This is a genomic window from Mesorhizobium sp. M1A.F.Ca.IN.020.06.1.1, from assembly GCF_004023265.1.
Lineage (GTDB): Bacteria > Pseudomonadota > Alphaproteobacteria > Rhizobiales > Rhizobiaceae > Mesorhizobium.
Genome location: NZ_RZSR01000634.1, coordinates 1 through 3,572, shown reverse-complemented (window position 1 = coordinate 3,572; position 3,572 = coordinate 1). Strand labels below are relative to the sequence as shown.

Genomic DNA, 3,572 nt, shown 5'->3' with positions numbered 1-3,572 from the left:
ATCAGGTGCTGCTCGACGAGACGCCGGGCGACCGCGGCTCGCGCGCCGCGCATGCCTCGTTCCAAGCCCGCTATCTCGAGCACTATGCGGCGGCCGTCGCGCAATACCGCCGGCGCCTGAAGAATACCGAGACCGTGGCGCGCGTGCTCTCCTCAGCCGTCGAGGGCGTGATCCACAATGCGGCGCGCCGCAACATGCTCGATGCGCCGGAGCTGCAGAAGCAGCTCGGCGAGCTGATCTGCGCCTATCTGTCCGGCCAGGGCGCGCGAGCGTGACCAGCGCGATACCGACGCCGTCAGGGTCGATAGCCGAGGCAGATCGCGCCCAGCGCGACGACGGCACAGGCTCCGATACGGAGCGGCGTCAACTGCTCGCCGAGGAAGAAGCGGCCGATGAAGGCCGCGAAGACGACGCTGGTCTCGCGGATGGCGGTGATCGGCCCGGCCGGCCCCTGCGCGAAGGCGGCGACCACCGCGCCATAGGCCAGCAGCGCGAATAGGCCGCCGCTCAAGGCCTTGCGTGTTTCCGGCGCACGCAGGTCGACAATGAGCCTGCCGCGCAGGCCGACGAAAGCCGCCGGCAGCAGGGCACCGTAGATCAGCAGCACCCAGGCGGTGTAGGCGGCGCTGTCGCCGGCGACGCGCACGCCGATCGCGTCGACCGTCGCATAGGCCGCGATGATGACGCCGGTGGCCAACGCGTAGAGGATCGATGTCACTGAGGCCCTGCCCCGCCCGACTGACAGACCCATAATGCCGCAGGCGACCAGCGCGACGCCGATGAGTTCCGGCGCGGCGAGCCGCTGGCCGGCCAGCAGGAAGCCGCCGAGCGCCACCAGCAGCGGCACGCTGCCGCGCACGATCGGATAAACCTGCCCGAGCTCGCCATAGCGGTAGGCGGCAACCAGGAACACGCTGTAGCCGACCTGAAGGACGGCCGATAGCACGACATAGGGCCAGGCAGCCGCAGCCGGCAGCGGATGGAAGAGCGCCAGGACAATAGCAGCGGCAGTGCTCGAGAAGCTCATGACTGTGACCGTCCACAGCCTGTCGGCCCCGGTCCGTAGGAAGGCGTTCCAGCTGGCATGCAAAATGGCCGCGGACAGCGCGAGCCCAACGACCGTCGCGTTCATTGGGGGACCCGCGCTCCGGCGAGGATGGCGGAAGCCGCCTTGCGCGCATTGGCGATGGCGGCATCAGCCTCCCCCATCTGGGCCATCAGCGTCGCGCCTTCGATCAGCATCAGCAGCGCCGTGGCGACGCCCTCGGCCCGCTCCGACGGCATCTCTTCTTCCAGGATGGCGCGCAGGCGCGCCCGCAAACCCTTCTTCTGGCGGCTGGCTGCCTTGAACACCGGATGATCGGGATCGCCGAACTCGGCGAGCGCGTGCGCGAACAGGCAGCCGTGGAAATCCGGATCGCGAAACCAGCGTTCGTGCCAGTCCAGTATCGTGAAGCTCTTCGCTTCCGCCCTGTCCCCCCACGCTGCCCGCCGGTCGAGCTGGCGTTCGAAACGCGCCGCGCGGTGCTCCAGCACCGCGACGATCAGATCGTCCTTCGCCGGGAAGTGGCGGTACATCGTCATCTTGGCGATGTCGGCCTCGGCGATAATGCGATCGATGCCGGTGGCGTGGAAGCCGTCGCGCTTGAACAGCGAATACGCGCTGTCGACGACATGCTGGCGTTTGGCGGAAGGCGATGAGGGCATCATGTCGCCGCGTGATGAGACAGGTCTGTCTCTTTTAAGGCGACAGTTCGACAGTTGTCAATCGGCAGCCATTAGCCGATTTGCCTTCCGGCGATGGCCGGCAAGCTCACAATATTCGCGATGGGACTGATGCCGTCGACGGGCCGAACGGAGTGGGGTGCGACCTGAAGCCCGCAGACCGGGGAATGGATCGGCGGCTTCTTATCGAAGCACGCGGCAGCGGCCGTTATAAACCATCCAGCGGTCGAAGCCGGAGACGCAGAACTCGACATTGTCGCCGATCGAGGCGAAGCCCTGGCCTTCCTCGATCAGGTAGAAGATCGAGCGGTCGCGGCCGTCCGACAGGCTGACGGTGGCGCGGCAATAGTGCCGGCCGATCGGCCATCTCTCGCTCGACGGCAGATAACGATGCAGGCGGATGTTATGGAAATCGGTGATCGCGACATCCGGCAGGTGCGGCACATGATGAACCTGATAGCTGAAGCGATCGGTGATCTTGCTCAGCACCCAGGCCTCGCCGCAGACGCTGCCGTCATCCTCGGTTGAAACGGCAAGGTCGGCGGCCTGCGCTGCCTGGGTGAAACCAAGCGACGTGCCAAGCGGCGTCAGAAGCGAAATCAGCGCGGCAAGGGCGGAATGGGCGAAGCGAGTCATGACAGCCTCTCAAGGTCGGTTGCGCGCACTGTGCGGATTCGCCCGGCGGCGGTCAAGCGGTTGTGAAGACAATGGTTTCCCAAATCATCGTTCCAGATGCGGTCCGGCTGTCAGGCCGTTCCCGCCACCAGCAGTCCGCCGATGACGGCCAGGTTGATCAGGAAGGCTTTGCGCAGCACCTGCCGCTCCGGCTCTTCGGACTCCCAGAAGCGCAGCAGCGCGACGTTCGTCGCCAGCGTGAACAGGACAAGCGCGCCGGCGGCGAAAGGCACGGCACGGCCGAGCGCGAGCATCAGGCCGGCGACGACCTCGAGCGCTGAGCCGGCTGCCAGCATGACAGCGGGAGCCGGAAACTTCCGGCTCGCCAGATAGTCGCACATCGCCTTGAATTTCAGGAAGTGCTCGATGCCGGCGAAGACGAACACGCCGCCGATGAGAAGCGCGCCTATCGCCTGAACGGTATCGATCGACATGTCGACCTCCTGCCAGGCTTCCGGGTCAATCCTTCGGGATGAAAGCGGGGTTGTAGACGACTTCCCAGAGATGATCGTCGGGATCCTGGAAATAGCCGGCATAGCCGCCCCAGAAGGTCTTTTGCGCCGGCTTGGCGACGCGCGCGCCGGCCTTGACGGCCTCGGCCATCGCAGCGTCGACCTCGGCCGCGCTCGACACGTTGTGGCCGATGGTGAACTCGGTCGGACTGCGGCTGCTCTGCGGCACGGTGGCGTCGAGGGCGATGCTCGCGCGCTCGAAGATCGCGAATTTCAAGCCGCCGGCAAGCTCGAAGAAGGCGACGGCGCCGTGCTCGAACTCGCGGCCGATGATGCCTTCGGTCGGCAGGCCCAGGCCGTCGCGATAGAATTTGAGCGACGCCTCCAGATCGTCGACGCCAAGGGTAAAGACGGTGATGCGAGCTTTCATTTCTCTCACTCCCTTCTATATTCGTCACCACATCCGCGACCGGATGCGGCGCGGTGAAGGCGCTGGACGCGCCAAGAGGCTGCATCCGTTTTGCCACGGCGGAAGCGACCCGCATTGAAGATTTCGGCCAAAAATGGCCGAAGCGGACCCGCCAGAGCACGCCGAAGCAGATCGGAGAAGATATGGAAGCGGTCCTGGCGCAGACCACCGGCTTCTTTCGGGAACGGCCCGCCCCGGGAGGCCTGGCCGGCGCCTTCTCCGCCGTCTGGGTGCATCGCATGGCGAAGCAG

General features: G+C 66.0%; 5 protein-coding genes and 2 pseudogenes. 2 read left to right on the top strand and 5 right to left on the bottom strand.

The features are described 5' to 3' along the window. Positions 1-275 (top strand): annotated as a pseudogene (locus EOA60_RS23910) (TetR/AcrR family transcriptional regulator); the annotation flags it as partial. A gap of 20 nt (positions 276-295) precedes the next feature. On the opposite strand, the gene EOA60_RS23905 reads toward EOA60_RS23910, so the two are convergent. The 5 genes from EOA60_RS23905 to EOA60_RS23885 form a co-directional block, all read right to left on the bottom strand. Beyond that, positions 296-1,132, bottom strand: a complete 837-nt coding sequence (locus EOA60_RS23905; RefSeq protein ID WP_095823625.1) for a DMT family transporter — start codon at positions 1,130-1,132, stop codon at positions 296-298. Beyond that, positions 1,129-1,710, bottom strand: coding sequence for a TetR/AcrR family transcriptional regulator (locus tag EOA60_RS23900; protein ID WP_128311996.1), 582 nt, complete (start codon positions 1,708-1,710; stop codon positions 1,129-1,131). The genes EOA60_RS23905 and EOA60_RS23900 overlap by 4 nt, the downstream gene beginning before the upstream one ends. A gap of 198 nt (positions 1,711-1,908) precedes the next feature. Then, entirely contained in the window at positions 1,909-2,361 is a 453-nt protein-coding gene (locus tag EOA60_RS23895) for a hypothetical protein (protein WP_095823627.1), read from the bottom strand. Positions 2,362-2,471: 110 nt separating this feature from the next. After that, positions 2,472-2,834 carry a DoxX family protein gene (locus EOA60_RS23890; RefSeq protein ID WP_095823628.1) on the bottom strand — a complete coding sequence of 121 codons (363 nt, stop codon included), beginning with the start codon at positions 2,832-2,834 and terminating at the stop codon, positions 2,472-2,474. Between the two features lie 25 nt (positions 2,835-2,859). Beyond that, the gene (locus tag EOA60_RS23885) at positions 2,860-3,282 is read right to left on the bottom strand and encodes a VOC family protein (protein WP_127217095.1); all 423 of its coding nucleotides are present in this window, start codon (positions 3,280-3,282) and stop codon (positions 2,860-2,862) included. Positions 3,283-3,335: 53 nt separating this feature from the next. Here EOA60_RS23885 and EOA60_RS39175 point away from each other — a divergent pair. Next, a pseudogene (locus tag EOA60_RS39175) lies at positions 3,336-3,572 on the top strand (hypothetical protein); the annotation flags it as partial.

Coding starts and splice junctions, on each gene's coding strand:
- EOA60_RS23890 (WP_095823628.1), bottom strand. CDS start 2,834: ATGTCGATCGATACCGTTCAGGCGATAGGCGCGCTTCTCATCGGCGGC.
- EOA60_RS23900 (WP_128311996.1), bottom strand. CDS start 1,710: ATGATGCCCTCATCGCCTTCCGCCAAACGCCAGCATGTCGTCGACAGC.
- EOA60_RS23905 (WP_095823625.1), bottom strand. CDS start 1,132: ATGAACGCGACGGTCGTTGGGCTCGCGCTGTCCGCGGCCATTTTGCAT.
- EOA60_RS23895 (WP_095823627.1), bottom strand. CDS start 2,361: ATGACTCGCTTCGCCCATTCCGCCCTTGCCGCGCTGATTTCGCTTCTG.
- EOA60_RS23885 (WP_127217095.1), bottom strand. CDS start 3,282: ATGAAAGCTCGCATCACCGTCTTTACCCTTGGCGTCGACGATCTGGAG.